Annotated in this window: 20 protein-coding genes and 2 pseudogenes; 15 read left to right on the forward strand and 7 right to left on the reverse strand. The window is 57.6% G+C overall.

Annotated features, from left to right (window positions below; translation table 11 throughout):
• Genes sctL through FOM02_RS36100 form a run of 4 tightly spaced genes read right to left on the reverse strand, consistent with a single transcriptional unit; the run spans nucleotide 1 to nucleotide 2,648 of the window.
• Entirely contained in the window at nucleotides 1-618 is a 618-nt protein-coding gene (gene sctL, locus FOM02_RS36085; protein WP_265440821.1) for a type III secretion system stator protein SctL, read from the reverse strand.
• Complete coding sequence (locus tag FOM02_RS36090; RefSeq protein ID WP_265440822.1) at nucleotides 615-1,235, reverse strand: nodulation protein NolU; 621 nt, start codon at nucleotides 1,233-1,235, stop codon at nucleotides 615-617. The genes sctL and FOM02_RS36090 overlap by 4 nt, the downstream gene beginning before the upstream one ends.
• Before the next feature lie 19 nt (nucleotides 1,236-1,254).
• On the reverse strand, nucleotides 1,255-2,109 hold the full coding sequence (gene sctJ / locus FOM02_RS36095; RefSeq protein WP_416207798.1) for a type III secretion system inner membrane ring lipoprotein SctJ: 855 nt from the start codon (nucleotides 2,107-2,109) through the stop codon (nucleotides 1,255-1,257).
• Between the two features lie 17 nt (nucleotides 2,110-2,126).
• Nucleotides 2,127-2,648, reverse strand: coding sequence for a nodulation protein NolB (locus FOM02_RS36100; RefSeq protein WP_265440824.1), 522 nt, complete (start codon nucleotides 2,646-2,648; stop codon nucleotides 2,127-2,129).
• 191 nt (nucleotides 2,649-2,839) lie between these two features.
• On the opposite strand from FOM02_RS36100, the gene FOM02_RS36105 reads away from it, so the two are divergent.
• The 10 genes from FOM02_RS36105 to FOM02_RS36150 all read left to right on the forward strand — a co-directional run bounded on the left by FOM02_RS36105 (nucleotide 2,840) and on the right by FOM02_RS36150 (nucleotide 13,371).
• The gene (locus tag FOM02_RS36105) at nucleotides 2,840-3,541 is read left to right on the forward strand and encodes a secretin N-terminal domain-containing protein (RefSeq protein ID WP_265442243.1); all 702 of its coding nucleotides are present in this window, start codon (nucleotides 2,840-2,842) and stop codon (nucleotides 3,539-3,541) included.
• Between the two features lie 707 nt (nucleotides 3,542-4,248).
• Nucleotides 4,249-6,048: an HrpF/NolX family T3SS translocon protein gene (locus FOM02_RS36110; RefSeq protein ID WP_322596927.1), complete on the forward strand. Its 1,800-nt coding sequence runs from the start codon at nucleotides 4,249-4,251 to the stop codon at nucleotides 6,046-6,048.
• 861 nt (nucleotides 6,049-6,909) lie between these two features.
• The gene (locus FOM02_RS36115) at nucleotides 6,910-7,206 is read left to right on the forward strand and encodes a hypothetical protein (protein WP_265440825.1); all 297 of its coding nucleotides are present in this window, start codon (nucleotides 6,910-6,912) and stop codon (nucleotides 7,204-7,206) included.
• A 37-nt stretch (nucleotides 7,207-7,243) separates the two neighbouring features.
• On the forward strand, nucleotides 7,244-7,510 hold the full coding sequence (locus tag FOM02_RS36120) for a nodulation protein NopA (RefSeq protein ID WP_265440826.1): 267 nt from the start codon (nucleotides 7,244-7,246) through the stop codon (nucleotides 7,508-7,510).
• A gap of 114 nt (nucleotides 7,511-7,624) precedes the next feature.
• A complete protein-coding gene (locus tag FOM02_RS36125) occupies nucleotides 7,625-8,515 on the forward strand; it encodes a hypothetical protein (protein WP_265440827.1) in 891 nt (296 codons plus the stop codon).
• Between the two features lie 32 nt (nucleotides 8,516-8,547).
• Nucleotides 8,548-9,087: a hypothetical protein gene (locus FOM02_RS36130; protein ID WP_265440828.1), complete on the forward strand. Its 540-nt coding sequence runs from the start codon at nucleotides 8,548-8,550 to the stop codon at nucleotides 9,085-9,087.
• A gap of 2 nt (nucleotides 9,088-9,089) precedes the next feature.
• Nucleotides 9,090-9,512, forward strand: a complete 423-nt coding sequence (locus FOM02_RS36135) for a histidine kinase (protein WP_265440829.1) — start codon at nucleotides 9,090-9,092, stop codon at nucleotides 9,510-9,512.
• An 8-nt stretch (nucleotides 9,513-9,520) separates the two neighbouring features.
• On the forward strand, nucleotides 9,521-11,638 hold the full coding sequence (sctV, locus tag FOM02_RS36140; protein WP_027563365.1) for a type III secretion system export apparatus subunit SctV: 2,118 nt from the start codon (nucleotides 9,521-9,523) through the stop codon (nucleotides 11,636-11,638).
• A gap of 106 nt (nucleotides 11,639-11,744) precedes the next feature.
• Entirely contained in the window at nucleotides 11,745-12,290 is a 546-nt protein-coding gene (locus FOM02_RS36145) for a tetratricopeptide repeat protein (RefSeq protein ID WP_265440830.1), read from the forward strand.
• Nucleotides 12,291-13,080: 790 nt separating this feature from the next.
• Complete coding sequence (locus tag FOM02_RS36150) at nucleotides 13,081-13,371, forward strand: hypothetical protein (protein WP_265440831.1); 291 nt, start codon at nucleotides 13,081-13,083, stop codon at nucleotides 13,369-13,371.
• A gap of 162 nt (nucleotides 13,372-13,533) precedes the next feature.
• Here FOM02_RS36150 and FOM02_RS36155 read toward each other — a convergent pair whose 3' ends face one another.
• Nucleotides 13,534-13,719, reverse strand: a complete 186-nt coding sequence (locus FOM02_RS36155) for a hypothetical protein (RefSeq protein ID WP_092218283.1) — start codon at nucleotides 13,717-13,719, stop codon at nucleotides 13,534-13,536.
• A 948-nt stretch (nucleotides 13,720-14,667) separates the two neighbouring features.
• Between FOM02_RS36155 and FOM02_RS36160 the strand changes: the two genes are divergently transcribed.
• The 3 genes from FOM02_RS36160 (at nucleotide 14,668) to FOM02_RS36170 (ending at nucleotide 18,604) form a co-directional block, all read left to right on the forward strand.
• Nucleotides 14,668-15,378: a hypothetical protein gene (locus FOM02_RS36160; RefSeq protein ID WP_265440832.1), complete on the forward strand. Its 711-nt coding sequence runs from the start codon at nucleotides 14,668-14,670 to the stop codon at nucleotides 15,376-15,378.
• 440 nt (nucleotides 15,379-15,818) lie between these two features.
• Nucleotides 15,819-17,171, forward strand: coding sequence for a M16 family metallopeptidase (locus tag FOM02_RS36165; protein WP_051378563.1), 1,353 nt, complete (start codon nucleotides 15,819-15,821; stop codon nucleotides 17,169-17,171).
• Nucleotides 17,171-18,604 carry a M16 family metallopeptidase gene (locus tag FOM02_RS36170; RefSeq protein ID WP_416207735.1) on the forward strand — a complete coding sequence of 478 codons (1,434 nt, stop codon included), beginning with the start codon at nucleotides 17,171-17,173 and terminating at the stop codon, nucleotides 18,602-18,604. The genes FOM02_RS36165 and FOM02_RS36170 overlap by 1 nt, the downstream gene beginning before the upstream one ends.
• Before the next feature lie 439 nt (nucleotides 18,605-19,043).
• Here the strand turns inward: FOM02_RS36170 and FOM02_RS36175 are convergent.
• A pseudogene (locus FOM02_RS36175) lies at nucleotides 19,044-19,824 on the reverse strand (IS630 family transposase); the annotation flags it as partial.
• A gap of 1,124 nt (nucleotides 19,825-20,948) precedes the next feature.
• Here FOM02_RS36175 and FOM02_RS36180 point away from each other — a divergent pair.
• Both FOM02_RS36180 and FOM02_RS36185 read left to right on the forward strand, forming a co-directional pair.
• Entirely contained in the window at nucleotides 20,949-21,698 is a 750-nt protein-coding gene (locus tag FOM02_RS36180) for a hypothetical protein (RefSeq protein WP_027563360.1), read from the forward strand.
• 59 nt (nucleotides 21,699-21,757) lie between these two features.
• Nucleotides 21,758-22,477 carry a hypothetical protein gene (locus FOM02_RS36185; protein WP_027563359.1) on the forward strand — a complete coding sequence of 240 codons (720 nt, stop codon included), beginning with the start codon at nucleotides 21,758-21,760 and terminating at the stop codon, nucleotides 22,475-22,477.
• A gap of 270 nt (nucleotides 22,478-22,747) precedes the next feature.
• Here FOM02_RS36185 and FOM02_RS47355 read toward each other — a convergent pair.
• A pseudogene (locus FOM02_RS47355) lies at nucleotides 22,748-24,389 on the reverse strand (NEL-type E3 ubiquitin ligase domain-containing protein).
• Nucleotides 24,390-24,772 lie beyond the last annotated feature (383 nt).

Genomic DNA, 24,772 nt, shown 5'->3' on the forward strand with positions numbered 1-24,772 from the left:
TTAGCTTTCCTGAGAAGATGGATCAAGGCCGAGACGCAATGTGCGGAGCTGCGCGGCAAGTCCTAAATCGACACTGCCGAACTCACTCCACAGAACGCACTGGTCCGGCCCCACGGCAGGGTCCGGATCGATTCTGACTTTCGGCCGACCATTCATTCCATCGAACGCCAGGAATTCATGTCTTAGTGCATCAGCGTTCACAGGAGACACGTGAAGGCATATTTCTGCGCTGCCATATCTTTTCTCGACAGCGTGACGAACGGTTCTTACCAACATCTCACCCGGATCAAAGGAGCCCAACAAATCGGTCAATATCTCAATGACGAGCTGTGGTAACTCCTGTTGCAGAACGGCTTTTCGCCCGGCCACATCGGAAGCAGCTCGGGCAATCAGCTGTGCCATTTCGTCCGAGCCTGACCTTAGACCCTCGCAGTGCCCGCGCTCCCGCTCCTGCTGATAGGCCTTCCTTGCCCAACTGCGAACCTGCCGCAGGTATCGCTCGGCTAGCGCGCGCGTCTGCACCGCATCGTACCAGATGCCAAGTTCCGCGGCTGGTATGAGCGGACCGAGCGGCCGTATCTGCGGGCTATATGGCAAGACTGTTTCATTGGCGGTCATGCCGCTGGCTCCTGCGTGGCCAAGTGGGCCACCACCAAAGACAGTAGCTGACCCGCTGAGTTGTGGTGTTCGGCTGCTGGAGATTCGGCGGTGGTCCCCACAGGTAAGCGGAGAAGAACGCGCACACGGTCAAGCTCTGATGTGTCCTTGAGCCAAGCGCCAAGGCAGGCAAATCCGTCATTTTCAATCTGGCTCGCGAGCTTCTGCGGATCGTCAATCGATGTGGTTGCGACGGCGCTGGATAAATGTCGGATTGCGAAAGCATGTGCTTCGCCACCAATGTTTTCGATCAGAATCGCTAGATCATGCCTTGACACAAGCTTCAGCACCGAACGGGCATGCCAGATACTGCCAGCGAGCAGCGCCGCCCGACGCGGCTCATGCCCGAGCAGAACGTCCCTACCCCAGTCGGTTCCGCTCGAAACCAGCTCACTACCTAGCAGCAATTCGACCAGTCTTTGCTGCAGTCTTGGAGACTTCTGCAACTGCAGCACGGTGGCGTCCGACAGAAGCCCATCAAGATGGCCGGCAAACCGGCTGGGATGGATCAAAGCGGCAAGCTCGCGCAGGCGATCGGAATGCGGGTTGAGTGAATAAGTTGGGTTAGTGGATGCCATCGATACGGACCTGCTGCCGCTATTTCGGATCGGAGGAGAGCTTTTTGCCGGCGGACTGGCCCGCTGGCTTGCTGGCATCTCTGCCGAAACTTGTCACTTTGAGCCAGGATTGACGAAGCTGTCGCCCACGTGTGCTCAGCAGCACGTAAGATAGAATGCCCAACGCGGCGAGCCCACCTCCTGCACCGATCGCAATGTGGGTTGCAATGAACTTGGTTGGTTCGGTGGAAGCTGCCGCTGGCACAACGGAGACCTCATGCTGAGCCCGCTCAACCGGCACGAACACGACCGCCACCTTGTCGTATGATAGACCTTCGATGCTGTTGGCGACGAGCATCTTGATCTGCGGCAGCAAGGCTGAGAGCTTCGCATTCGAGGCGTATCGAATGAACACCGACGCCGAAGACGGGGTTGCATCCTGTCGCAAAAGATCATTCTTCGGCAGAACGACATGAACACGGGCGGAGAGAACCCCATCGATATCGTTGATCGTGCGCGACAATTCTTCACTGAGAGCATAGACGTAGCGGGCTCGCTCCTCAACCGGAGAGGCAACGAGGCCCGCCCCCTTGAACACCTCACCAAGGCTCTTGAAGGGTTGGCGCGGCAAGCCCTGGTTATTCAGAAGCTCGATTGAGTAGGCGAGCTGCTTTTCTTCCACCTGAATTGTGCTGGTCCCATCCTTACCGACAACACGGATGGCATCGACGCCCTTGCTCAGGAGCAGCCCAAGCATCTCGTTGGCTTCGCGTTCTTGAACTTTGGTATACAGATCAGCTTTGCAACCGGCGAGGGTCAGCAAAAGCGGCAACAAGACAAGAGCATGAAGCCGCTTTCTTGCGGGGCAGCCGTTACCGATCTTGTCTTTCGTCAAGACAGCCAACGGCCCGCTCAGCCCGCCGATAGAAGCTTGTTCAGAGATGAACTGACAGCACCTGTCCCCTTGGAGAGGAGCGAAACCTGGATAACGCCGTTGTAAACATCCCGCAGATTCGCCAGCGCCGAATCGAAATGATCCGCACCTTCCGGTTTGCCCGCTGGATGTACCTCGACTTGCTGCACACGCAAGACTGGTTGCGCCGCCGGCCCAAGCTGGAGACCCTTGGTAGGATCAGGCTCGCCGACGAGCGTCGGCGAAACTGCACCCGACGGAAATGGTTTGCCCTGATGGATAGCAGAAATGCTCTGAAGGACGCGATCGCCGAGCGGGCTCGGCGACATGACTGCGCGCGGTACTTCCGGCAGCAATGGAGCTGGCGCGCGCTCGGTCACAGAAGAGGCGGCACCTTGGTTCGAGGCCGCCTGCGCAAGACTCTCATCAAACTGGGCGTGTGCCGGCGAACAGCCGTTGGAGGCACACTCGACGGAGTTGACAGGGGTCGGCGTAATGCCAAACAACATGGAGGAAATCATTTCTGTCACGTAGTGAGGTGAGCCATCAGTTCACACGAACGGGCCGGCACCTTAGAGAAGCAAGCTGACCAAAAACTGACGAGCAGCTGTCATCTAATGATCACGGTCAGCTTCCAATTTTGGACGAGGCAGCGGCTTCCAAAATTTGGGACGAATTCCAGTGCTTGTTCTCAAGCGAAAAAATAGCAGGAATGCTCATTCCATCTACAAGGCGGCACATCTTGAAGAAACTTCTCTATGCTGGTGTTTTCATTTGCTTGGGCGTCGTCGAGGCGCTCGGCGCTCCCCTGGCGCTGCCATCGACGCCTTATAGTTACACAGTTCTGGACCAGGACCTCGCGGCCGCACTGCAGGAATTTGGCAACAACCTAAACATCAGAGTCAATGTCAGCGCCGGGGTAAAGGGGCGGATTCGCGGGCGAATGTCCGATCTCCCACCGCGAGAGTTCCTCGAACGGTTGATCAATCTCTACAATCTTCAATGGTACTACGATGGGATGGTAATCTATGTATCCGCCGCGCATGAGGCGCAAAGCCGCCTTTTGGTCTTGAGTCCAATCAGCTTTGATGCGTTCAAGGCGGCACTCGATGCGCTCAACATCTCCGACGAGCGTTACATCGTGAGAGCCGTACCGGGAGATGGCCTCGTCTTCGCCTCTGGTCCACCCCGCTTTGTCGCGCTTGTGGAGCAAACACTCAAAGGACTTGCGGCGGAGGCACAGGCACGGCGAAACTCGAGCGGTGGCGAAAAGCCACCGCACGAGTCGGTTTTGATGCTGTTTCGGGGATCCTCCAGCGTGGTCGTTCGCGAAGGACGACCGAATGACGCTCCTTCGCCGGAGGCACCACATCAAGACGGCATGGTCCACCTACCCGATGCAGGTAAGAAATGACCTGATGACAACAGATCGCCTACGAAGAGGTGCAATGCGTCTGTTTATGCCCTCTCAGCTTTTCGAAGGCTACTGCTGCCATTGTCAGAGCGCGGATATGTAGATGGCCGATGCCGCAGGGCGGCGCAATAAACGTCCCGGCCGGAGCCACGGATGCGAACCAGAGTCCTGGCCAGCAGCATCGGTGACCGTGCTTTGCCGCTTTAGCGCCTCGTGCGAGCTTTTGAACAACTCTACGAACTCTGCCATGCAAATGAGCTTCGTCGCAAAAGAATGAAAGCCCCTCCGTTGTCCAAAAGGAGGAACAGCATGGAGTTCAACGCGCTAAGCCCGGCGGACAACAGCCCAGCGTCCCTCTCGTCCGCGTCGCCCGCCGGTCGGCGAGCGATCGAAACAAAACAGGCTAGCCGATCCGATATCGAGAACCCATCACCGCCTCTCACACCGCCACTGCGCGTCTCGTTGTGAAACCTCTGAGCGCCGTCAGCTTTTAGAAAGCTAATCGAACCTACCATGTGGCGTGAGTATCTAGACGGCGATGTGCCCATAGATTGTAGTGGAACTGAGCGCTGGGGCGCACCGAGCAATCGGAAGCAAGTGGTAGGAGCTATCGAAGCCTATCGACATTTCTTGCTTTTGTTCGTCGCGATTCTCCGGCTGTGCCACATGACCGGCTTGTGGTGCGATCTCAAATTAGAGGACTTATAATGTCAGTCAACAACCTATCGCTAACCACCAGCTCGAGTTTGTCCGCACTGGCCCCCGGCCCCTCATCGGCGCAGGATCTTTCAAACTTCGAGGCGATGCTGGCTAGTTTCTCGTTGAAAGACAATGCCGATGACCATTCCACTCCACAGAATCCGCCGGCTGCAGACTCAGCCAAGCGGCTGACGGAGGAACTCACGCAGGAGGTGCGGAGCATCCTCCCGCCGGAGATCAAGGCCGCACTGGACGCATGTCAGCAGGCCCCAGAGCCATCCTCCACGGAGTCCTCCTCCGCTGCGAGCGCCCCAAAGATTGCAGAGGCACCCGTACAAAGCTCCAGGATCACGTGGAACAGCGGCACGCTGACTGATGCCGAGCTGGAGATTGTGTCGGTGCTGAACCGACACAAAGACAAATGCCCGCTGGATTGGAAATCTCTCGGAGATCTGGCCAACGATCCCTCCACACCGCCGGATCTAAAGGCGGCGATCGAGGCGTTGCAACAGGACCCAGAGCTCTTCTATGCGATAGGCTCGCAAGGTGACGGCCGCTGCGGCGGGAAGATCAAAGCAGATGATCTCTCCGGCTTCTCCGATCACCACCCTCAGGTTGCTGCTTTCCAGGAGCAGCGGGCAGAGAGCTATACGCAGAACTATATTCCTTCCGACGGCACCCGGAATGGCGAGCCATCGGTTATGACCCAGACCGATGCAGTGCGCGAGCTCTATCGCTATGCCGACAACCTGCCTAAGAACCTGAGCCTTGCGGATTTCAAGCGGATCGTCGACGGCGAAGCCAAAACCGGCAAATGCCCGCCACAGGTCCTCGCTGCCGCTCAATACTTCCTCGACCACCCGGATGAATGGAAGCAGTTGTACGGTGGCTCGATAGACAAGGTCCACAAAGAGGACTTCCTGCAGGTTGCTTCATCATCGATCAATCTCACGCAAGCTGAGCTCGATACGCTCAATACGATCAGCAAGAACCAAAACGCTTTCTTCGGGAAGGGTGACCTGACCCGGGAAAAGCTGGCGAGCATGGTCGATGATAAGAGCCTCGCGCCCGAGGTGCGAAAGGCGGCCTCCCAGCTGCTCTCCGATCCTGTGTTGTTCGGGTTGATGAACAACGCGATTACGGGCTACAAAACCCACCACAAGTTCTTCGATTTCGGCGGCGGCCATACGGTCGATTCGGGCAACATCAGCAACAGCGACTTCGACCAGTTCTTCAACAACATGTCGGGTGCGAACCGCACCGTTCACCAAGTGAAGACGCATGCCGTCCGAACGCCTGCCGAGCAGGACGCGGTCGCGGACATGACGACGGGCATGGCAGACCAGCCCGACATCAAGTCTCCCAAAAAGAACGGTGGCGCCTTCATGCACGCACTTAACGACGTGCTGAAAGTTGGCTCTAAGGTATTCGACTGGGCCGCAACAGCAGTCGGTGTACTTGGCTTCATTCCAGGCTTGGGTGAATTGGCCGATCTGGCGTCAATGGTACTCGAAGCCGAGGCGCAAGCTGCAAATCTTCTTCACACTGCCATCAGTGGCGGCAACATAAAGCAAGCGCTGGAAGAAGCCGGGCTGAGCCTTGCGGCACAGGCGGTGGGCTGCATCGCCGGACCTGAGGTCAAATTAGCAATGCGAGAAGGCTTGGTGAAGCAGGCAATTCAAGAAGCCGCGACGGCAGGCATCAATCTGCCGGTTTCGGTGGCCCAGTCCTACGCGGAGGATTATTTAAATAACCTGAAGGCTCGCATCGAGTCCGAGCGCTTGCAAGCTGCAGGCGCTTACGCCTAGGCGGAGCGACGCTATCCTCTCAGGATGACGCTGGAAACTGAGCTTGCGCGACCTCCGCGCGTCGCGCAAGCTCCACCAGCACACTTGAGACCGCCCCCCCGAATCCGAGGAACTTATTTCGGCCCTTCGCTGCGCACAAACTATGTTGGCCGCACTCGATCGTTCGAATCCGACCTCAAACCCAGTCTGCCGCTGTGACGTTCCATTGACTGCATACGCCGCCTGTCAACATCGCGATGCATTAACAATACCCGACAGGCGGCCACAGCCGAGGAGCCAGCCGATTGCGCAAGGATCGAGAGCACATTGGTCCAGAGCGGTAGAGCCGAAGGGCTCTTTCTCGAGCAGCGGGCTCCTGCTCGGTCTCCCTGAAATGGGTCGCGATTGACGGATCTGCCATGGCCAGCTAGGTCCGATGGTCCGCTCTGGCCGCTGGATCGGCCGTCACCTTCAGCCTCGCTCCCGACGAGGTCAAGCTCCGTGCCGCATCGCCTGACCGCAAGCAAATTGTCGAAAGAGCTCGGAGGCATCGCAAGAGACATGAGCCGAGATTGCAGCACGTCGAGCCCAAAACGCTTTATTAGTGGCGGCTTTGATATTTCGCCAATTGAACGCTTTCGAAGCGATGAGCAACGTGCTCACCCGATCAAGCTCCACAAACGATTGTTTGTCTTAACCATCTGATCTCCAGCTTTGGCCGGCAACCTTTCAAATACGGTCTGCTGGTGAAACGTTTAGTGACGACCCACCATCGGCTCATTGTGTTTTCTACGACTCGTCAGCTTGTCGAAAGCTAATACTTGCATAGTGGAGGGTGGAAACTGCCTCCATTGGCACATCGAATTGACATAGGAGAACTCCATGCGCGTTGCGAACTCTAGCGCCGCTGGACACGTTGATGCTGACCTCCATGCGGCTGGCGGCAAAGGCGGCGGTAAAAACGGATCTCAAAAGCCTGGCGAGCGCGACGATCATGGCCGATCGCCTGATGCCAACATTCCCGCAAACGGCGGCGCGTCCAATCCGGGCAGTAACTCGCATGAAGCCGCTATGCAGCAAGCGTTCAACGTCGCTCTGGGAGCCATTGCTCTCCAATTTGCGAATAGTGCAATGAGCCGTTTCGACGATGTCATGGCCGAGACAGAGGAGGATTCCTGACGTCGCATGTTGCGACGTTAGGAAATAGGAGCCGCACGTGGCGGCGAAATCGAGCAAACAGGAGAATAGTATGGGTAAAGGAGTTGGTGCGTCTGGTACCTCGACTGCAGGTGGGGCAGCCGGCACCGCTACTGCTGCAGCCGCTTCCGCGGGTGCTGAAGTTGCTGGAGAGGCGGCATTCCAAAAACAAATCGCCGCTCTGACTGCGACCAGCACAAAGGCTGCTGAGAGGGACGTGGAACTCCGCGTTGTCTCGACTGAGCTTTCGACTATCAAAAAAGCGGCCGATGAGCGGGTGCAGTAAGGGATGAGATGGGGCGGCGTCGCCGCCCCACTTTCCCCGGCTGCTTAGTCTGTGAAGTCGCAAGGGCCGTACGGTTTTGCCGTACGGTCCCGTTCACTGTTCAGGAAACCGACCGTGAATGAACCAAATTGCCTGCATTTCGAAGTGCTGTCCGGGTGTTATTCTGGGCTGACAAGTAAAGTGGGGGGCGGATCGTGTCTGATTGGCAGCAGCCTCGATGCAGACTTAATCTTCGTCGAACAAGGCCTCGAACCGCACCATCTTCGTGTTGCCCCGCATTTCAATTCAATCGAGATCGAGGCCCTTGCGAGGGACGTTAGGATCGAGGGGCACGAGACTGTTTTAGCTAATGAGCCCATTGTTGTCTCTCTTCCTGTCGTTTTGCATGCCGGGGCGATGTCCATTCGCTGGACGATCGAGGACTACAAACAAGCTGGCTCCATCAACCGCCGGCGTATATCGCTCGCCGTTCTCACTTTGGTCCTGATCAGCTCTGCCGCGGTTGCCGCAGTCTCATCCAGTTTTGTCCAGACCGACACCACCTTGGCGTCAAGTCCGTCGTCCCCTGCTACGGACATTGCACCCAAGCTGGCGCTCAGCGCTCCTGATGCTCTGGCCACCGATGCAGCTGCCGAGCGGCTGCAAGAGGAAGTTGACAGAGCGGGTCTTGTCGGCATCAAGGTCGGCTCTGGGGTGGGCGTTGTCACCGCCGACGGCACCGTTACGCCCGCCTCGCTCGCCACATGGCGAGACGTCCAGCAGCGGTTTGATCAAAATAGCAATGGCGCTTATACGCTCGTCAATGCGGTCGCCATCAAGGATGAGAAGACGCCCCCCGCAATTGAGGTCCAAGCTGTTTGGCGCGGGAGCGAACCCTATATTGTCATTGCTGGTCAAAAGTATTTCGTCGGCGCGCTCTTGAGCAATGGATGGACCGTCTGCGGGATTGAGGAAGGGCGTGTTCTGCTGAGCCGGGATGGCCGGCTTGCCACCCTACCCTATTAGCGTTTAGGCCGCAGGTAAGAAAGCAAAGTGCCATGACTAGGCTGCCCCCGAATCCCGTCAAGCCTGGCACCTCTTTTCAGGAGCCAAACGTCGATCATCATGCATCTGCCATCACGCCGGTTAGTTCTCGAGGTAAGTCCATCGGGATTGATCGGACGCGTGGCAATGATAACAAGAGCCACACCTCAATTTCTCGTCACAGCGACTTGCTGGATCCGTTGGTGGACGCCACGATCGAGAGCGCGCTCGAGCTCAGTTCGATCGATGCAGTTTCGCGCGTCAATCCCGACGAGGCGCGCGCTCCGCCAGGTCAGGTCGAGCCAGGCTCGGAACTCGCTTGGCTTAATGAGCCCAATCTCGCGCACAGTCTGCTCTCCTTCGTGACGCCGCGCTTACGTCATTCGCATGTTCTGCGTCCAGAGCAACACGGCCTTCTTCTGGAGCGTTTGGCTGATACGCTATCAGCCGCGCCAGAGGATTTGGTGTCACGTGAAGGGGCCGCGCTTCTACAACTGGAGCTGCAGCGATTAATCCTGCTCCGGCAGAGTCACAACGGCTTGATCAAAGGCTAGCGATGGTCGGGCCAGATAAAGCGCAACACTTCACATCTACACAGCGCGTTTCCGAAGCCGGCGCTGTCGAGCTGATCTCCGGGCCGGAGCGAGATTTGCTCTGCGTGCTTTCTTATGTCTACCTTGCGTGCGGACAGAGCGACAAGAGCCTGGCTCTGTTGCGGCTGGTCGCTCACGAACAGTCCCAAGACATCGGCCTGCTCCGCATCCTGGCCTACGCTCTCATCTCGGAGCGTCGCGGTGACGAAGCACTGTCGGTATTGGACAAGCTAGACAAACTGGATGACGAGCCGTCTTCGTGTCTGCCCTTGATGCTGATGCGCAGCCACGCGCTGCGTCACGCTGGCCGCATGACCGAAGCGCAAGCCGTCTTCAAACGCTATGTTTTGTTGCGGGGCCGCATAGCTGCAATCGAACAACAATAAGGCTTCTCATGGCCAACCTTCTACGAAATCTCATCACGCGCGCGCCGGCTCACCCGGACTTGATGGTCGCGATGATGCTTCTTCTGGCGATCGGAATGATGATCATGCCGATCCCGATCATCGTGATCGATATGCTGATCGGCTTCAATCTAGGGTTTGCCATATTGCTGTTGATGGTAGCCCTGTATCTCAACACGCCGCTCGACTTTTCGTCCCTACCGGGCGTCATCCTGATCTCCACCGTCTTTCGTCTCGCTCTTACTGTTGCAACGACGAGACTGATCCTAGCCGAGGGCGATGCCGGCAGCATCATCCATACGTTCGGCGATTTCGTCATATCCGGCAACATCGCCGTCGGCATTGTCATATTCCTGATTGTGACCATGGTGCAGTTCATGGTCCTCGCCAAGGGCGCCGAACGGGTGGCGGAGGTATCGGCGCGCTTCACGCTCGATGCGCTGCCGGGCAAGCAGATGGCAATCGACGCGGAGCTACGCAACGGCCATATCGATCAGCACGAAGCCCGCAGCCGGCGCGGCGCGCTGGAGCGAGAAAGCCAACTGCACGGCGCGATGGACGGCGCTATGAAATTCGTGAAGGGCGACGCCATAGCCGGACTTATAGTCATCTGCATCAACATGCTGGGTGGCATCACGATCGGATCACTCTCCAAGGGCATGTCCCTCGAGGAGGCGATGCATCAATACACCATCCTGACGATCGGTGATGCGCTCATTTCGCAGATTCCGGCTCTGCTGCTGTCAATTACGGCAGCAACCATTGTTACTCGTGTCAACGGTCCTTCCAAACTCAATCTCGGCGCCGATATCGTCAACCAACTTACGGCCAGCACACAAGCGCTACGCTTATCCTCCTGTGTCTTGCTTGTGATGGGGCTCGTTCCTGGCTTCCCTTTGCCCCCCTTTGTCATACTGGCCGCGCTCTTCTCCGCCGCCAGCTTTGTCAAGGTTGGCGTGCAAGAGGGCAAGACCGCTCCCAAAGCCGGCGCCGGTCCCACCGGTTCGGCTCCCGCTTCCGCACAGGGTCAGAAGCAAGCCGTGCCCGCGGAGGCACTTCCAATTACGCTGTTGCTAGCGCCGAGCCTGTTGCAGGCAATCGACGTAGGGGAACTCGAGCAGTGCGTCGCCCGGGTTTCGGCACTGGTTTCAGCTGATCTTGGCATCACAATTCCACGCATTCCCGCCCAAAGCGCAAAGCACCTGGCCCAATTGCAATTCCGGGTGGATGTCGAAGGAGTGCCCGTGGAAGAGGGCGCCATTGACCCTACACAACTCTTACTTAATGACGACGTGGCGAACATTGATTTGAGCGGGATCCCCTTTTGGCACGACCCAGACACGAATCGGATCTGGATCAAACAAGTCCATGCGCCTGCTCTCCACGCCGCCGGAATAGGGCACCACCGTCCGAGCGAAATCATCGCCTTGCGCGTCCAGTCAACGTTGACGCGCTATGCACAGCGCCTGGTGGGCATTCAGGAAACGCGTCAGTTGCTTGGCCGGATGGAGCAGGAATATGCCGATCTGGTGAAAGAGGTTCTGCGCACGACACCGATCCCTCGCATCGCGGACGTCCTACGTCGCTTGTTGGACGAGGGCATCCCGATCCGGAACACCCGTTTGGTTTTGGAGGCGCTTGCAGAATGGAGCGAACGGGAACAAAATGCCGTACTGCTCACCGAATATGTGCGCTCCGCTCTGAAGCGGCAGATCTGTCACCGCTACGCCAACGCCCATCGTGTTGTGGCGGCTTTTATCGTCGAGCGCGAGACCGAGGATATCGTGCGCAATGCCGTGCGCGAGACCGCTGTCGGTCCCTATCTCGTTTTGGAGGATCGGCAAAGCGAGATGCTGCTTTCACAATTTCGCCAGATCCATTCGAGCATCGCACGTAGTCAGAACCAGCCAGTTATCCTGGGATCGATGGATATCCGGCGCTTCGTCCGCGGCTTTCTTACCCGCAATGGAATAGACCTACCTGTTCTCTCCTATCAGGATCTCGCCTCGGATTTCACCGTCCAGCCGATTGGCTCCGTCAAACTTGCGCCTGGCAAGGACAAGACTCCTACAGGAGGGCATCGTGACCTCCTCCCTACGGCCGGCTGACGAGCACAGGTTTGGGGTCGTAAGGTCGCTTATGAATTCATGTAAGATTAACGTTCTGCGGCGCTGGCGCAACATTCGTCGCCATTCGTGCTCGGCCTTTCTTCCCATGCTTGCCATTGTGCTGCTCGCGGGTTGCGCTGACTCGCACAAGTCGGGTCTTTCACAGCAGCCGACGTCTGCGGCAGAGCTGGTCGGGGCCAAGGAGGTCGATCCAGCTATGCGCGAGCGCATCGCTCTCGCCCTCGGTCGGGATGCTGACGAGAAGGCTTTGCGCGATGCGCTGAAGCAACGACCGGATAATGTTGATGCCGCGATTCCTCTTGCGCGGGCTTTGCTGGCACGCAAATGCCCGAATGGTGCGCTTGAGGTGCTCGACGGGATCTTATTGGCAGCCCCTGGCGACCTGCGCGCATTGAATGCCAAAGCAGTTGTTCTCGATCACGAGGGCCGACATCGGGAGGCCCAAGAACTTTACCGCCAAGGTCTCGCAGCGGAACCCGCAAACCCGATGCTGCGCAATAACTTCAAACTGTCCCTCGCTCTTGAAGGTAAGACGGAGACCGGCGGCGCCGACCCAGCACCGCAGGCGGACGGCCCGCACTTCGGGGCGCTATCTCGAACGAGCCCATGCGGGAGCGGATCGGAATGGTAACGTCTTGATGCTTAGCTATCAGCATGCCGACAGCTAGGCTTACCATCAACGCGGAACACTCAATCGGCGAGCAGCCCCCGCGACCTCGTCGATACAAATGGGAGGCTTCATGTTTCAGCGCACCAGAAATTTATCCGATATCAAATGCGCTTCCGAGGCCCATGAAATGAGAACGCGCGACTAATGACCGGTACTACGCGCATCGCCAACATTTCGCCGGATATACTCTCATTCCTGAATTCGGCGCCATCGAGTTTCTCCTCTGATTCATTTTCGACTGCAATCCCGCCATACGCACTGGTCGACGAGCCACTAGTGGTTGAGATCAAGATCTTCAATCGGGAACAAGCTGCTAGAGTTTTATGGCGGACACATCGAGCATATGGCTGCGAACCCGCAGCGATAGTCTAGCTCGGGTTCCTGAAAGGCTAAACGCACAGTGGAACTGCGTTTTGCTTCGGCACGAAGTCTGGTTCGGTGAAAGCGCGATATTTCACCTATCAGCTCGTGAACACGAGCGCCGGGCTCCTGAGAACGGAAGCCGGAGATCGCCCGAATGAGCTGTTCAAGCGCAAAAAATGATCGGCGCGAACAATTTCCTGGGTGAGACGGACTCACCTCAATAAACGAGTTTCCGGGCTACTCATCCGCTTGTCGATAACGCGGGCGATATCTTGCTTGAACATGAGCTCCGGATCGACGGCAACGAACCGCTCGTCCTCTCTCACTCTTTCAATCCGGAAGCGAAAGCCCGCGCAGCAGCCTTTGGCTTGTTGAGGTAAGTGACTCAATGACGGTGCTTGACCCCACCAAGAAGGAGGGCAATGGAAAAACAAAGGATGCAAATGGCAACGAGCGGGCAAACCGCCTTTGTATCCTGCCGCAACTGAAGACAATAGCGGCAACGCCAGGTGTACCGAGAGTGCGGCAAAGCCCGCCAACGATTCGTATGATGATGAATATGACTTTATGTAGAGCGCACAGGCTCTACACGAAGATAACCGATGTCATTGGCCAAATCGACTTTAGGGAGGTCAGCCTCGCATCTCATGCTCTTCGCCATATAATTCTTGATCAATGATTTCTGCATCCGCAGGGGATGGCGGAATTGAGCTTTTGATAAGCCGGAGCTTCCGCTTTCCTTGCGCGGCGCAACATCGGAAACTGGATCGTCTGGCCAGCATTGCCTTTCGTGATCCGACCTATTGGCCAGGTGGTGGATACTTTTCATCGTCGAGCGCAATCAAGCAGGACGTGCAGCAGAACAACTGAAGTATCTCTCGATCTCTGCGATCGCCCGTTCCTCCCACTCTGCAGCTTGCGCTAGCAATGAGTCCCGTTGGATTGGCCGAAATGTGGCTGACTGACGGCACAACGAAGCTATCGCGCGATAGCGGCGCACGTTTTCCATAACGGCCGGTCCGCTCATGTGTGGATCTCCTCCCCTGCTATCCCGGGCGAGAACTTGCTCGAAAACCGTTTTCGATCCGTTAGCGGTCGGAGTGGAAGCCGTTTGAGCAATCCGTTTATTGGTGATTTGAAAGACAGAGAGCCGGCGCTTTGTCGCCATCCTTTTTCCTCCATAAACAGCAAACGGGCACGCAACTGTGACTTCCTCCGTCTCATCGAAGCTAGCGAGATTGAGCAGCTGTTTACCTCGCCGGTCGACAACCGAAATGCTGCTTAGCGAGGATCCTCTCAATCGCGCAACCCTCGGCAATCTACCAGGTAGCGTAAGCTTATCGCATAACCTTCCGAGTCTCTTCCGTTGCTCCGTTTATTTGTTTAGCGGTACGCTTGCGCGGCCGGAGTGCACAGGGATTTCACTGAGAATTTAGCAGAATCGAAGTAGGCCAGAGATACTCATCGATACTCATGGGAAGTAGTATCGCCGCAATCCCGAAAATTAAGGGGCTATGGGAACGAGACTAACGTTCGGGATCCACTGGGACGCAGACTACCACCATTGGTCCACACCCGATTGATGCCGGGCCTCCCATCAGATGCCACGTGTGCCGCAAATTGTGCTTCAAAACGTGCCGCAGTCCTACCCCTCAATATGCGGCACCGTCGATCTGGTGAAACTATCGTGCCTGTCAGCATGGCGGCCCGCCAGAGCGCCCTCACGAGGTCGAGTGAGGCCGTTTAGACCCGGAACTAGCAATGACAAGTGTCCCTGGTTTTGCGGCCGCGTGGATCACAAAAGGCTAATGCGCCATTCAAGGGGACGCTTCAGCCAGCCGAAAGACCTCTGGCCATCAGCCTACCAAAACAAGGAGGCGACGGGCTCTTGTTTGTAGCATATGCTCTGCGAGCGTACGGACGACAGCAATTGTGCGCCGGCGCGCTCGCATCCTACGGGTTTAGGGGCACTTGGATGATCACGCCGTTTCGACGGAACTGGAGTCCAAAAGAATTATTCCATACTCTTACGCCAGCGATGTTCGCCGCCGAGCCGCCGGCTGTCCGCGCACGTTGGGACAAATTGTGGCCTGATCTGTACACTGAATATGACGCACGGTACTTGAAACAAGAATTAGTCGCGAGAAATCTTATCGCTTCCGATGAAGCTGCCGCATTCTTTAACGCCTGGGCGATTGACGAAGAGCGCCACACCGACGGATTCATCCGGATCATTGAACTTGTCGCCAATGGATCCGAGAGGACTCTTCGGGAGAGATTGGAGGCTCGATCTCATGATTTTGGGCCGATCGTTGAACACCTGAAGGACGAGTTTTCCGTGATGGTTATGATCGCATTTGATGAAATGTGCACTTGCCGCGCCTATGCAGCAGAAAAGCCGTTTTATGACGCCCTTGGGAACACCACGTTCCATCATTGGCTGCGGCAGGTAATTGCTGACGAGGCGGTCCACTCGATGAACGCCGTTAATGTTATCCGCTCGCGCTATCGCGACCGCATTGGCCAAGTCGGCACAATTCTCGACAACCTAATCCGCGCGGCGGATAACCTATGCTATTCTGGCACCTTCGTCCTGGACTACTTCGGCGCAGTGTACTCCAAGGAGCTGCTGGCAGACTCCCGCCTCGCTACCATGAGAAATATTGCCAAGCCACTCATCGTGTAGAGCGAGATCTGTAACCGCGAGCCTACGGACAATTGCTCGGACGTCATACCGCCAGCTCAATCCACCTCTTCTGCAAGTTTTCCATTGCGCCAGTTGACGCCAGGTTATCCCTGACGCGTTGTCTGTAAATGTCGTGTTCACGACATGTCGACGGTTCACCTTTTGCCAGGATGGTAGGTGCCAGTTCGGTTTTGTATCCACTTGGCGTGCGCGCGGCCGTGAGTACACCACTCCAGCAACTGGTCCGGTCTTTGCTCTGCTGTTTGGCAGACAACGAGCGGCTCCGCGCTTTGTCGGATTTGTCTGCCGTGAACGTGGATCAGCATGGAATGAAAGGCGCTACCATGAAGAATCTGATTTCGGTCACCGCCGAGGCAGGAGGTACCGCCGCTAATACTTCCGGCTCGACGACGCCCACCGCGGCGGCGGTCGAGCACAGGATGGATGACAGCACTGACTTATATCTACCTGAAGAGGAGAGCGTCCTTGCCGACAGGGTCAGATCGGATCGACCCGCTAGCTTCACGCTTCAGAACGGCCTCCAGGTGCTCGTGATCCCGGATCATCGCACACCCGTTGTGACTCAGATGATCTGGTATAAGGTCGGCTCCGCCGACGAGCCGCCTGGCAAATCGGGGCTCGCGCATTTCCTCGAACACCTGATGTTCAAGGGCACCTCCAAACATCCGGCGGATGCCTTCTCCACGGCCGTCCTGCGCGCCGGCGGCAATCAGAACGCCTTCACCGGGCTCGACTACACCAGCTATTTCCAGCACGTGCCGCTCGAGCACCTCGGCAAGATGATGGAATTTGAAGCCGATCGCATGACCGGTCTCATTCTCAAAGATGAGGACGTGCTTTGTGAGCGCGACGTCGTGCTGGAGGAATTCAATATGAGGGTCGCCAACAATCCACGTGAACGTCTTGCCGAGCAGATGATGGCGGCGCTTTACCTCAATCACCCCTACGGTCGCTCCATTATCGGGTGGCGCCATGAAATCGAAACTCTTACCCGAGAGGATGCGCTTACCTTCTACAAGCGCTTCTATGCACCGAACAACGCGATCCTGATTGTCGCTGGCGACGTCGCCCCTAAGGAAATCCGCTCGATGGTGACGAAGACATTTGGCGGCATCCCCACGCAAGCATCAATTCCCCTGGAACGCCTGCGGCCGCAAGAGCCGACGCCGGCAGCGCCGCGCACAGTGACGTTGGCCGATGCCCGCGTCGAGCAGCCAGCCCTGCACCGCTATTATCTTGTACCATCGGCTCGCACCGCAGCCGCGGGCGAGGGTCCAGTGCTTGACGTGCTCGAGCAGTTGATGGGCGGCGGCGTCAACTCATACCTCTATCGCTCGCTGGTGGTCGAAAAGCAGCTCGCCGTCACTGCCGGAGCGAGCTACCACTCTGCCGCGCTCGATCCCTCGCTATTCGCGATTTTTGCCCTACCAAAACCCGGCGTCAAACTCAGCCAGATCGAGCGCGCCATCGACGAGGTAATAGCCGACATTGCGGGTAATCTCGCGAGCACCGAGGATCTCGAGAGGGTCAAGACGCGGCTGATCGCGCAGGTAACCTATGTCCAGGACAATCAGGAAATGCTAGCCCGCTGGTATGGCCGCGGCCTGACAACGGGACTATCCGTCGACGATATTCGAGGATGGGCCGACGGCATCCGCGCGGTCGATGCACAGCAGGTGCACGAGGCCGCGCCGAAATGGCTCGACAAGAAACGATCGGTGACCGGCTATCTCATCAAAGAGTCCACCCCAAAACAGGGGGAGAAGCTCTAATGATCCATCCTTGCACACGACGTGAGATCCTCCTCGGGGGAGCCTCCCTCTCAATCGCGATGCTCGCTTCGCCCAATTCGCTTGCCGCCACGAGGACGCTTGCCGGGACCGGGATCAAGCGCCTGGTTTCGTCTTGCGGTATAGAAGCCTGGTTCGTGCAGGATTCCACTCTCCCGTTGATCGCGATGGAATTTGCCTTCACCGGCGGCGCGACTCAGGACCCCGAACAAAAACCTGGCGTGAGCCACATGGTCGCTGGCCTGCTCAAGGAAGGTTCTGCCGGGCTTGACTTCAAGACCTTCCATGAGCGGCTGGACCATCGTGCCATTGATCTGCATTTTCACTCGACCCATGATCACTTCCGCGGTTCCTTGCGCACGCTCAAGGACAACGCAGACGAAGCCTTCGACCTTTTACGGATGGCGCTAACCTCGCCCCGTTTCGACGCGACCGACGTCGAACGGATCCGTGCCACTGTGCTTGCGCGCCTTCGGCACGACTCGACCGATCCTTCGTCTCTGGCCCATCTCAAGTTTCTCGAAGTCGCCTTTGGCGATCATCCTTATGCTCGCCCAGCCGGGGGCTCGCTGGATAGCGTGCCGAAAATCGAGATCGCGGATCTCAAGGGCTATGCTCGGCGCGTGATAGCAAAAGACACGCTGAAACTTGCGGTGGTCGGCGACGTCCGTCCAGAGGTCCTCTGCAAACTGCTCGACAAGACCTTTGGCAGCCTGCCGACCGAAGCGGAAGCGGCGCCGGTTCCTGAAGTCGTTGCAGCAAAGCCGCCGCGGCGGCTCTTTATTCCGCTCGACGTGCCGCAGACAGTTGTGACTTTTGGCGGTCCAGCCTTCCGTCGCAGCGAGCCCGATTTCATGGCAGCCTATGTCGTCAACCACATCCTCGGCGGCGCCGGCCTGACGTCGCGTCTGTTCCGCGAAGTCCGCGAGAAACGCGGACTAGCCTATTCGGTTCGTGAGAACCTGGTGTGGCTGGATCATTCAGCCATGTTTCTCGGGAATAGTGGCACCTGCGCCGATCGAGCCGACGAAACGGTCGAAGAAATCGAGAAGCAGGTCCGCGACATCGCCGAGGAGGGACCCACTCAGCAGGAACTCGATGATGCAAAGTCCTACCTGAAAGGGTCGCAAATACTGGCTCTCAACACATCATCAAAGCTTGCGCGGACGCTGCAGCAGCAGCAGCTTGACAAGCTGCCCATCGACTATTTCGAAAAGCACAACGCCGTGGTCGATGGGGTGACGTTGGCGGACGCCAAGAGAGCGGCACGGCGGTTGTGGGGCGATGGTCTGCTCACAATTATCGTCGGCCGCTCCCCGAGGGACGCAGCGCAGCCGACCACCATGCCACCGGCGACCACACCTTCGCCAGGCGCCCAGCAACTAGACGCCGCCCCGACGGCTCCACCGAATTGACGTTCTAGCAGCCCAGGCGCTTGGCAAGCCCCTGGCTGTTGCGCGTAGACTGGGTCTAACCACCGGCTTCAGCCTGCAGAGATATTCGCTCGTGGACAGTTACCATGCGGCCGCTCAAGCACCGTTTTTGCTCAAGCGCGTTGCCAAACAAGCAGTCCGGGTTGAAGTCTTCAGGGCAACCAAATGCAAGATAGAAGACGGCCCCGGCGAACAGTAAGTTGAGGCATGTCATCCTGCCATCGGGCAATAGCTCAGGCGGGGAAATAACACCTTACCAAATGGCTTGTCCCATTTCTTTTCATTTCCAGGCTATCAGCGTGCCGGATCGGAGCTCTTCGCAGCGCCAGAGGATAGCTACTTTCGGACGCCTTCGGCGTGTGCTCGAGCTGCGTTAAGCCGGCAGGCTGGCCTTATGTACCGTGGCGCTAGTCACGTGAATCTAAAGTTCGCCACATAAAGTCTGCTGGGCTTTGTGGCAGAAGCGTTTGACGGAAGCCAAGATCTGGTCTGCGGACTTGGTCCATTTGAAGGGCTTCGGGTTATTGTTGTGCAGTTCGATGAAGGTACGGATGTCGGCCTCGAGCTGTCTGACGGAGGTGTGAACACCTCGCTGGATCTGCTTTCTGGTGAGTTCAGCGAACCAGCGCTCGACCTGATTGATCCATGACGCGGAAGTCGGCGTGAAGTGGACATGATAGTGCGGCCGGCGAGCGAGCCACGCTTTGATCTTGGGGGGTCTTGTGGGTGGCGTAGTTGTCCATGACGATATGGACAGCAAGTCCCTCGGGGATTTGAGCGTCGATCTCTTTGAGGAACTTCAAGAACTCGACCGCCCGATGGCGCTTGTAGCATTTGCCAATGACAAAGCCGGAAGCGACATCGAGCGCGGCAAACAGCGTGGTCGTGCCATGCCGCACATAGCTGTGCGTGCGACGCTCCGGCACGCCAGGCATCATCGGCAAGACCGGCTGCTCACGATCGAGGGCCTGAATCTGGCTTTTCTCATCGATGCTGAGGACAAGGGCTCGGTTCGGTGGGGATAGATAAAGCCCGACGATATCGCGTATCTTGTCGACGAACAGCGGATCGCTCGACAACTTGAATCTCTGGCTACGGTGCGGCTGCAAGCCGAACGCCGTCCACATTCGGCGGATCGTGGTGTGGGAAAAGCCAGTTTCCGCAGCCATCGAGCGGATCGACCAGTGCGTCGCATCGGCCGGCCTCTCACACCTGCATTCCCCACAAGCGCTCTCCTCTGCAAAGATTCGAGCCATCAACTAATGTGACGAACTTGCGTTCCAGATGACTAGCGGGATCGATGCCCCTCCAGCGCAAACCCTAGGGGGTGTCTGGCAGCGCTCCGGTGGCTGCCCCATGTGAAGGGAAGCGTGGCGTAGTTTTACGCCGAGGCCGAATATGCAGACCAACTATATAAAGCGCGACCCACCAGAAGAAGCGAGAAGTGGACGCGCACCTCGCATTCCATTTCAAGCGGGCTTGGCGAGTAAAACGAAAGGGTGATCAGAGTGGGCGCTTCAAAACGGTAACGTACACCGTCCGACGCACCTAAGGAAGCGGCCAGCGAGAGCGCACACGCGCCAGGCCATCGTTCATTCCGTGCAGCTTCCCGCAGTGCCCGACGGGAGGATCGCCGGTCCTATTCGCTCGACGCCGGCCTTCCTTGACGCAGCGTTCTCGATCTCGCTTCGCCACTGATGTTGCGCCATCGGGCGTGCCCCCCCCACACCCTTTGATCTCTCCTCCATGAGACGATAATCTCGCCTCGACGCGAACAGATGCGTGCTTGCTATTTGCGTCAGCAGCCCGTTTCAGCGCTCGATATCTCGATCCCTTCAGCAGAGTGAGAGCTCGCTCGTTCAGGGTCATTGTCTGCCGAAAAGACGACGATCTGATCCAGCGGACCTTTGATGATTTACGATGAATTACCAAGCCATAGTCGTATCGCGTAGGACCGCCTTTTTTCTTCCCCTAACTCGCAATCTAACGCTACGTAAGATTCGGTCGCTTTATGCCAATCTAGATAGGGTCGCAATAGGCGATCGCCCATCACCACAGGGAGACCGTTGGTGCTTGGCGGCGCGCATTCCAGCCACCCAAACCTCACATAGATCACTAGTACAAGTGATTTACTCCCAATTCTCGGCCTGCATCGTCGTCGGGATCCAAGGACGTCACTCGCTTGATGTTGAAAACATTCATCGGTTGCAGAGCTCTCGCATCGAAGATTCATTGCCCCTTCTTTCTGCCATGTTCGCACCCAAAGCAGAGACGCGCCGGTTGCGCACTTTGCGCGCGGCAATAGCGAGTGCCTCAGGAGATTTCCATGGTTAAGCCAGTTGTAATTGTGGTCGGTGCGGACAAGGGGGGAGTCGGCAAGACGACCGTATCACGAACGCTACTGGACTACTTCAGCGTCAACAATGTGCAAACACGCGCATTCGACACGGAGTCGCCGAGGGGAACGCTGAAGCGCTTTTATCCCGGGATCACCGAGATCGTCGACATGACGACGACGGCGGACCAGATGAAGATCTTCGATACCCTGAACTCAGGGCTGTCCGTCACTGTCATCGATGCTCGCGCAGGCTTACTGTCCTCTGCGCTGGCTTCCTTGCGCGACATCGGATTTCTGGACTCGGCACGGTCTGGCCAGATCACGTTTGCCGTGTTCCATATCCTGGGATCATCCATCGCTTCGCTAGACGAGATCGCGGAAACCGCGACCTTCATGAGCGGCGCAAAATACTACCTGGTCAAGAACTTCATCAATGACACTCAATTCTTCCAGTGGGATCAAGCGACATATAATTCCTATTTTCACCGCATCAAACATGCGACTGAGTTGGTCATACCGAAGCTTAACGAGATGGCCTATGAGCAGGTGGAAGTCGCGTCCGTCCCATTCGTAGACTTCGTAGCAAACAAGGGGCGGAACGATGAACCCGCGAACAACTCCTTCGTGTTGCGCGGCTATGTCCGGCACTGGCTGGCAAATGTCTGGAGCGAATTTGATCGCATCAACTTGACGGAATTGGCCGGCGCCAAGTCCGCCACCCGGGCAGGCGAAAAGTAGTCGCATATTCAGCGGGCTCAGGTCGGGCCCACGTACGAAACGAAATTGATCTGCTGGCTATGTTTGAGACCCCCATCTACATCATCTGCTCTCCTAGCCCGCAGGTCGGTAAAACTCTCATCGCTCGGGCCATGAGCGAGTTCTTGCTGCTGAAAAACGGCACAGTGCTGTCGTTTGATGTCAACTTGAAAGAACCATCATTGCTCGACTACCTCCCCAACATCACGGAGACCGCGGATGTGATCGACACCTACGGCAAGATGCAGCTGATGGACCCTCTTGTCATCCACGATCGGGTACCCAAGGTAATCGATCTCGGCTTTCACGCCTTCGACGAATTCTTCAAGATGTGCGAGGAGATCGGCTTCATGAAGGAGACAGAGCGCTGCTATGTCGCTCCTATCATCCTCTTCGTTGCGGGCGATGACCGCATCTCCTTTCGCGGTTACGAAATGCTGCGGCGGCGAATTCCGCCGGCGTCGCTGGTCACCGTCCACAATGAATTCGTGCTGCGCGGCGGATTACCCGAAGCGATGGATGACGAGCGAGTGCTTCGGATTCCCGCGCTTCCGCTGTTCCTCAAGAGGTATATAGACCGACTTAGCTTTTCCTTCACCGGATATCTGCGCAACGAGAAGGACTGGTCCACCGAGCTGCATCAATGGATCCGACGGAATTACAGCATGTTTCGCGATCTGGATTCGAGCGTCATGCTGCGAAAGTCCTATCGATCTCGTGGGACGGATATCGACAGCCTACGTTGCACAAGGGCTACTTGAGATTCCGATCTGCTCGCCATCTATTCGTCCGGCCTATGAGTAGTCTTCGATGACGTTCTCAAAGGGAAGCGAGCGCATGAATTGCGGTATACGAGTCTTCAGGTGGATTGCGCATTTTTACCCGTGATCGTCCGCACGGACCACGGGACCGGCAATTGACGGCAGCTCATTCGCCGAATGGCTCATGTAGACACGCGCGTCTTCGAAAGGATCGAACTGTCTTCACCTTGGCGGCTAGGCGGATCGACGGGTCCTTCCATCCCAGGAGGCTCATAGATCAAAGCCGAGTTTGCCGAGCACCTGGTGCATGACCGCGCTTTTGATCTCGCGGGCGATCTCGTTTCGGATCTGGGCTCCGAGCACCCGCTCGGCATCGGCATCGCCTGTCAAACCTTCCTCGGCCAGTCGGAGATTTAGACGGGTTTCAAACTCTTCGGCCATCGCCTCGACGAGCCGCTCCTGCATGGCAGCATAATCTTCGGGCGCGATGCGCCTCACCACGCTTTCCCATGGTTGCCAGCGCGTTGCCAGATAGTCCGGAAATTCCGCCGCTTCCTGGTTCCGCACCGATGCCGCGGCGCTGGCCACATCGTCCTCTGTCACGTGAGAGACGTTCATGAAGCGCATGTCGGGAGCAATGTGCCGCAGCTCGAGCGGGTCGCGCAGCTGGGTCTGGTAGGCAAGGTAGACCTCGATTTCATCGACGTCCGCGTCGGGATCGGCACGACGAAGCGAGTTGACCCTCTCGCGCGCGATTCCGTCCAGCGCTTCCAAGCGAAACATGACGCGGCCGTGTTGGAGCAGTTCGCCCAGTCGCCTGTCATAGACGCCGTCTTCGACATCAGCGTTCAGGCGTGCGGTCTGCATGCCGTTCCAGGTCAAAGTTATGCGATCTTCGCAGCTCGCGTTCGCTCCCGAAGCCAACTCGAAATATTGCTCGCGCAAACGCGGCCTGACGGCTGCCTGCCGCAAATCTTCGGCGATGGCCTGTCGGAACGTCTCGTTGCCATAGTTCACGGTGCCCCGGAGCCTGTCGAGGAAGCGTGCATAGTCCGCGGCCCCCGCTTCATGGGCGAAGTGCTGCCAAGTCGCCATTGCCGTGGGCTCGCCCTCGAGCCAATCGGCGGCAACCTCTTGCAGGGACCGTGGCTGAACTTCTACCGCTCCATCCGCGGTCGAGAAGAAAACCTGCGGACCGGAATAGTGTCCGGCATGCATCGCTGTTGCCAGGCCGGCCTGCACCCAATCGGCGAGCGGATTATTCTCCAGATCAACGCTCGAGTCACAGCTGCGTCAGCAGGGTCTCGGGCACGCTGGTCAGCTGGTTGTTACTGGCGCCGAGCCACAGCAGCTCGGGCGGGACCGTCTCAGGTAGGCTGGTTAGCCAGTTGTGGCTGGCGCTGAGCCATTCGAGCTCGGCGGGAAGAGGCTCGGGCAGGTTCGTCAGCTGATTGTAGTCGACGTTCAGACGCTGGAGCCCGGCTGGAAGCTCGGGCAGGTGGGTCAGGCGGTTACCGCTAGCGTCCAACTCCTGAAGCGTTGCTGGAAGGGGTTCGGGCAGGCTGGTCAGCTGATTGTTGTCCACATTCAGGCGGCGCAACCCGGCCAGAATGGACGCCGACAAGGCGGTCAGCGACAGAGACGACAGATCTAGCGGCTCATTGAGATCACCCGTGCCACGCCAAGCCCTCGTTCGACTGACCGCCTGTTGCCGGTCCTCATGTTGCCGCTGCCCGTCTTCGGCAGCCCAGTCCGCCAACACCTCATCCTGCGAGGCAGCCGCCTCGGCAGCGGACGCCTGCACGTCCGTCAAGGCCTCTCCCCACTGCGATGCGGCCGGAGAGCCCTGTTCGGAGCTTTCCGAATCGGAAGCTGCGGAAGGAGTACCAGCGCCAAGCTGTTCTGCATTCATGGATGTCGTCTCTTCGGTGGCAAAATGAAGCGAACGCGCCGGGGCGGCGCATCTAGAACCGGTAACCCCCGCCTTGGATGACGCTCCGCCGGCTAACTGCAATGAGGTCTCACGCACCGCCGGCGCGAACCGCTGCTGCGAGTGCTATCGAGTAACTTCAGAGGGTGCAGCGAACCCAGGCGAAGTCTCGCTCGTGGATCGGTTGATATTGGAGTCTATCCCGGTGTCCCCTGCCAGATCTACGCCCGTTGAGCCGGGCGACGTTCATACTACGAGAGGCAGCTGTCGATAAGCTGACGGACCGCGGAGCGAGGAAACTGGACGGCCCCCATCAATTTCTCAAGTTTAGCTCAGCGCTCCGCAGACGAATCACTTCGAGCTGG

This window comes from Bradyrhizobium sp. SEMIA, from assembly GCF_014844175.1.
Lineage (GTDB): Bacteria > Pseudomonadota > Alphaproteobacteria > Rhizobiales > Xanthobacteraceae > Bradyrhizobium > Bradyrhizobium arachidis.

What these genes read in the sequence shown, in the direction of transcription:
- FOM02_RS36090 (WP_265440822.1), bottom strand. Translation starts at nt 1,235, where the DNA reads ATGGCATCCACTAACCCAACTTATTCACTCAACCCGCATTCCGATCGC.
- sctV (WP_027563365.1), top strand. Translation starts at nt 9,521, where the DNA reads ATGGCCAACCTTCTACGAAATCTCATCACGCGCGCGCCGGCTCACCCG.
- FOM02_RS36170 (WP_416207735.1), top strand. Translation starts at nt 17,171, where the DNA reads ATGATCCATCCTTGCACACGACGTGAGATCCTCCTCGGGGGAGCCTCC.
- FOM02_RS36145 (WP_265440830.1), top strand. Translation starts at nt 11,745, where the DNA reads ATGCTTGCCATTGTGCTGCTCGCGGGTTGCGCTGACTCGCACAAGTCG.
- FOM02_RS36105 (WP_265442243.1), top strand. Translation starts at nt 2,840, where the DNA reads ATGCTCATTCCATCTACAAGGCGGCACATCTTGAAGAAACTTCTCTAT.
- FOM02_RS36135 (WP_265440829.1), top strand. Translation starts at nt 9,090, where the DNA reads ATGGTCGGGCCAGATAAAGCGCAACACTTCACATCTACACAGCGCGTT.
- FOM02_RS36110 (WP_322596927.1), top strand. Translation starts at nt 4,249, where the DNA reads ATGTCAGTCAACAACCTATCGCTAACCACCAGCTCGAGTTTGTCCGCA.
- FOM02_RS36155 (WP_092218283.1), bottom strand. Translation starts at nt 13,719, where the DNA reads ATGAGCGGACCGGCCGTTATGGAAAACGTGCGCCGCTATCGCGCGATA.
- FOM02_RS36165 (WP_051378563.1), top strand. Translation starts at nt 15,819, where the DNA reads ATGGATGACAGCACTGACTTATATCTACCTGAAGAGGAGAGCGTCCTT.
- FOM02_RS36160 (WP_265440832.1), top strand. Translation starts at nt 14,668, where the DNA reads ATGATCACGCCGTTTCGACGGAACTGGAGTCCAAAAGAATTATTCCAT.
- FOM02_RS36180 (WP_027563360.1), top strand. Translation starts at nt 20,949, where the DNA reads ATGGTTAAGCCAGTTGTAATTGTGGTCGGTGCGGACAAGGGGGGAGTC.
- FOM02_RS36130 (WP_265440828.1), top strand. Translation starts at nt 8,548, where the DNA reads ATGACTAGGCTGCCCCCGAATCCCGTCAAGCCTGGCACCTCTTTTCAG.
- FOM02_RS36100 (WP_265440824.1), bottom strand. Translation starts at nt 2,648, where the DNA reads ATGATTTCCTCCATGTTGTTTGGCATTACGCCGACCCCTGTCAACTCC.
- FOM02_RS36150 (WP_265440831.1), top strand. Translation starts at nt 13,081, where the DNA reads ATGACGGTGCTTGACCCCACCAAGAAGGAGGGCAATGGAAAAACAAAG.
- FOM02_RS36185 (WP_027563359.1), top strand. Translation starts at nt 21,758, where the DNA reads ATGTTTGAGACCCCCATCTACATCATCTGCTCTCCTAGCCCGCAGGTC.
- sctL (WP_265440821.1), bottom strand. Translation starts at nt 618, where the DNA reads ATGACCGCCAATGAAACAGTCTTGCCATATAGCCCGCAGATACGGCCG.
- FOM02_RS36115 (WP_265440825.1), top strand. Translation starts at nt 6,910, where the DNA reads ATGCGCGTTGCGAACTCTAGCGCCGCTGGACACGTTGATGCTGACCTC.